5 protein-coding genes are annotated in these 4,428 nt (G+C 63.9%); 4 read left to right on the top strand and 1 reads right to left on the bottom strand.

The genetic code is table 11. From position 1 onward, the window contains the following. Nucleotides 1–176 precede the first annotated feature (176 nt). The 4 genes from EN742_RS25740 to EN742_RS25725 are packed head-to-tail and all read left to right on the top strand — an operon-like array spanning nucleotide 177 to nucleotide 3,992. On the top strand, nucleotides 177–1,238 hold the full coding sequence (locus EN742_RS25740) for an ABC transporter substrate-binding protein (RefSeq protein ID WP_126059001.1): 1,062 nt from the start codon (nucleotides 177–179) through the stop codon (nucleotides 1,236–1,238). Between the two features lie 29 nt (nucleotides 1,239–1,267). Further along, a complete protein-coding gene (locus EN742_RS25735; RefSeq protein WP_126059002.1) occupies nucleotides 1,268–2,137 on the top strand; it encodes an ABC transporter permease in 870 nt (289 codons plus the stop codon). Continuing rightward, a complete protein-coding gene (locus EN742_RS25730; protein WP_126059003.1) occupies nucleotides 2,137–2,925 on the top strand; it encodes an ABC transporter permease in 789 nt (262 codons plus the stop codon). The genes EN742_RS25735 and EN742_RS25730 overlap by 1 nt, the downstream gene beginning before the upstream one ends. Then, the gene (locus EN742_RS25725) at nucleotides 2,925–3,992 is read left to right on the top strand and encodes an ABC transporter ATP-binding protein (RefSeq protein ID WP_127406355.1); all 1,068 of its coding nucleotides are present in this window, start codon (nucleotides 2,925–2,927) and stop codon (nucleotides 3,990–3,992) included. Before EN742_RS25730 ends, EN742_RS25725 begins: the two co-directional genes overlap by 1 nt. A 75-nt stretch (nucleotides 3,993–4,067) precedes the next feature. Here EN742_RS25725 and EN742_RS25720 read toward each other — a convergent pair. Continuing rightward, the coding region (locus EN742_RS25720) for an aromatic amino acid lyase (RefSeq protein WP_189375589.1) at nucleotides 4,068–4,428 on the bottom strand (361 nt) is incomplete at its 5' end.

Raw genomic sequence — 4,428 nt, 5'->3', positions numbered from 1 at the left:
CCAATGCGGCGGCAGCGATTTCCGTTACCCGCCATGGCGGATCGTCGGCGCCGACCGACGCCGAAACCCAGGAATTCCTTGCCCGGCGCGTTCAAGCGGCGATCGCGCAGGACCGGGAACGAGAGGCCACAACTTAACAAGCCCGCCAACCGGGCAAACAATGAGAGGAAAGAAACATGCGCATGCCCAGACTGACCGCTTTTTTGACGGCCACGGCCGTCTTCGCTTCAGCATTCACGCTTGCCGCCAATGCCGGTGAAGTGCATGTGCTCAACTGGAAGGGTTACGGCGCCGACGAGCCATGGGCGATCGCAGCCTTCGAGAAGGCGACCGGCAACAAGGTGGTCAACGACTTCTTCAACTCCGAACAGGAGATGCTGACCAAGCTCAGGACCAATCCCGGCCTTTACGACGTCGTCATGATCAATGCCGCCTTCAACGATCAGGCGATGGCCGGCAAGCTGATCCAGCCGATCGACGTCTCGAAGCTTGCCAACTACGCCGACATCAGCAAGGACAAGGCCGGCTCACCGATGCTCAACCATGACGGCAAGGTCTATGGCGTGCCGTGGGTGTGGGGGCTGACCGCCTTAGCGATCAACGAGAAGTCGTTCCCCAAGCCGCCGACGAGCATCGCCGAAATGTGGGATCCGGCGCATAAGGGCCGCGTCATCATCCGTGATGACGCCGTCGAGGCGGTGCAGTTCGGCGCCATCGCCAGTGGCCAGAACATAAACGACATCAAGGACATGGAAGCGGTCAAGGCGAAGCTCACCTCGCTGATGCCGCAGATCAAGACGTTCTGGAGCTCGGAGAACGACTGGAACCAGATGGTCGCCTCCAACCAGATCGACATCGGCACCTACTGGAGCGGCTCGGCCGATCGCGCCAAGACGCATTTCAAGCTGCCGGTCTCGCTGGTTATCCCGCAGGAAGGCGCCGTCGCCTGGCTCGATGCCTTCTCGATCCCGGCAGGCTCCAAGAATGTCGAGGGCGCCGAAGCCTTCATCAACTACATGATCGACCCGAAATTCTACGTCGAATGGGTCACCAAGGTCGGCGCGCCGGTATCGGCCAACACCAAAGCGGTCGAGGCGCTGCCCGAGGATGCATTCAACCGCAAGGTCATGGGCGATCCGGACGTCGCCAAGCGCATCCAGTTCCAGGCGCCGGTCACCGACGAGCAGCGCGAGAAGTACCTGGCGCTCTGGCAGGAGCTGAAGGTCAACGTGAAGTAGTCGGCGTCTTTCGGGGAGGAGAGGCATCCATGGCTGACCAGCATGCGATCGGTTCGCGGCGCGGACTGAGGCCGGCCCTGCCGCTTCTCCTGCCGGCCTATCTGTGGCTGACGGTGGCGATCTTCCTGCCGCTGTCGGCCATGGTCTTCTTCTCCTTCATGACCGACCTGCCGCTGGCCGGGAAGGAATGGGCGTTCACGCTCGACAACTACGCGGCCTTCTTCTCGCAGAGCCTTTATCTGACGCTTCTGCTTGCCTCGCTGCGGCTCGGCCTCGAGGTCACCCTTTGGTGCGTGGTGATCGGCTATCCGGCGGCCTATGTGCTGGCCAAGGTGCTGAAGGGACGCAGCCGGGAGGCGATCTTCCTGCTCGTCATCCTGCCGTTCTGGTCGAACGGGCTGGTGCGCATCTTCTCCTGGGCGATGGTGCTGCGCGAGGGCGGCATCCTCGACACGGCACTCAACGCCGTGCTGCCGTTCAAGATCAACATCGATCTCATGTATTCCTACCCGGCCGTCATCATCGGCCTGGTGCACTCCTACGTGCCCTACATGGTGCTGACCTGCTACCTGACGCTGCAGGCGATCGACGATTCGCTGATCGAGGCCGGCCGCTCGCTCGGCGCCTCGCGGCGGCAGGTTCTTTGGCGCGTCATCATACCGCTGTCGATGCCGGGCCTGATCGCGGGGGCGGCGCTGATTTTCGTGCCGGTCGTCGGCTCCTTCATGGAGCCGCGTATTCTCGGCGGCCGCACCGGCACTTTCTACGGCACCGTCATCGAGGACCAGTTCGTCGCCGTCTTCAACTGGCCGCTGGGCGCCGCTCTCTCGTTCATCCTGCTTGCCGTCGTGCTGGTGATCCTGGCGGTGGCCTCGCCAGTGTTGCGGAGGGCCGCCTGATGGCGACGACGCGCATCCTCGAATGGCTAGGGCGGTTCTACATCGTCCTGCTGCTCGCCTTCCTCTATTTGCCGATCATCATCATGGCGCTGATGTCGTTCAACGCCTCGCCCTTCTACCAATTGCCACTCGAGTGGACGACGGACTGGTACGCCTCGCTCTGGCAGAACGACCAGCTGATCGCGGCGACCTGGAACAGCATCGAGATCGCGGTCATCACCACCATCATCTCGACCGTGCTCGGCTCGGCCGCCTCGCTGGCGCTCTACCGCTACGAATTCCCGGGCAAGAAGGCCCTGCAGGCGCTGCTCTTCCCGCCGATCGCCATTCCGTGGCTGATCACAGGCACGGCGATGCTGATCTTCTTCTTCGGCATCGGCATCGGCCGCGGGCTGGTAGCCATCCTGCTCGGCCATGTCGCGCTGGCGCTGCCTTATGTGATCGTCGTTGTCTCGGCCCGGTTGCAGACCTTCGCGCCGGAGCTGGAGGAGGCGGCGCGCTCGCTCGGCGCCAACCAGTGGCAGGTGACGAACCGCGTCACGCTGCCCTGGATCATGCCCGGAGTGATCGCCGGCGGTCTGTTCGCTTTCGCCGTGTCGTTTGACCAGTTCGTGGTCTCGTACTTCCTGTCGACCCCAGGCCAGACGACGCTGCCGGTCGAGATCTATGCGGCGATCCGCAAAGGCTTCACGCCCGAGATCAACGCGGTGTCGACGATCATCATCGTGGTGTCGATGGCGCTGATGCTGCTCACGGCACGCTTCTTCAAATTCGGCGGAGAGAAATAATGGCAGGCGTCCAGGTAGCGAACGTCTCCCGCAGTTTTGGCGCGCACAAGGCGCTGGATGACGTCTCGATCGATTTCGCCGACGGCGGCTTCTACGCGCTGCTCGGGCCGTCGGGCAGCGGCAAGACCACCTTGCTGCGCCAGATCGCCGGCTTCGATTTTCCCGACAGCGGCCGCATCGCCATCGGCGGCGAGAGCGTCGAGCGCGTGCCGGTCGAGAAGCGTCGCATCGGCATGGTGTTCCAGAACTATGCGCTGTTTCCCAATATGAGCGTCGCAGACAATGTCGCCTTCGGCTTGTCGGTGCGCGGCGAGGCCAAGGCGACGATCGCCGCCGAGGTGCAGCGGGCACTCGACCTCGTCCAACTTGGCAAGCTGGGTGCCCGCCGGCCGCACCAGCTTTCCGGCGGCCAGCGCCAGCGCGTGGCGTTGGCGCGCGCCATCGTCACCAAGCCGCGCGTGCTGTTGCTCGACGAGCCGCTCGGCGCGCTCGACAAGGCGCTGCGCGTCGACATGCAGATCGAGTTGAAGCGCATCCAGCGCGAGATCGGCATCACCACCATCTTCGTCACGCACGACCAGGAAGAGGCGCTGACGATGAGCGACCGCATCGGCATCCTGCGCGACGGCAGGCTGGTGCAGGAGGGGCCGCCGGAAGAGATCTACGACCGACCGCAAAGCGAGTTCGCCGCGACCTTCCTCGGCGACGCCAACATCTTTCGCGGCGACGCGACCGGCACCGGCATCCGGCTGCCCGACGGCACGGCGATCAATGCCTCGTCAGGGCCCTCGTTGGCAGCCGGCGCCAAGGCGAGTTGCGCGGTGCGGCCGGAGCGGATCCAGATCTCGACCGGCGCGGCGAAGCCCGATGCGGACAATGCCAATACGCTCAAGGGACAGGTGTCCAAGCGTATCTTCGCCGGCAACAACAGCACCTATTTTGTCGACCGCGACGGCCGGACGCTGAAGGTGATCGTGCAGAACACCGGCGCCGAAAGGTTGGCTGAAGGTCAGCCGGTGGTGCTCAGCTGGTCGCCGGACAGTACTGTGCTGATCGCGGCGGGCTAATCGACGCCGTCGGGCGGTCATCTGAAGCGTGTCGCGCTGACGCCGATTCAAGAAGCGCGGCTAACTCTTTGTTTTTCAGGCCCGCCAAGAGCCGTCGGCGAGCGCTGCGTAGAGCACGTTGGCGTTGGCCCCGAGCGGCCTGTCCTCCTTGAGCGTCGGGACATGCGTGCGGACAGAAGTGTGGATGACGGCGGTTGCCGGCGCCAGCGTGATCCCTTCACGCAGGTCAACGGCTTGGGCCGCCGCCATCAGTTCCATGGCGATCAGGCGTCGCCACAGTACGATCATGTCGGCGCATTTCGAAACCGCCAGAAGCGTTTGCGTTGCGTGATCCTCCACGCCTTCCGAGACCGGCAGGTAATCGAGCATCACGGGGTTGGCCTTATGGCGGATCGCGGCCAGGATCGCCGTAACGGTCTTCTGCAGAGGCACGAAG

It is taken from the genome of Mesorhizobium sp. M4A.F.Ca.ET.020.02.1.1 (assembly GCF_004022645.1).
In the GTDB taxonomy this organism is placed as follows: Bacteria; Pseudomonadota; Alphaproteobacteria; order Rhizobiales; family Rhizobiaceae; genus Mesorhizobium.
This window is presented reverse-complemented; position numbering and strand designations above follow the sequence as displayed.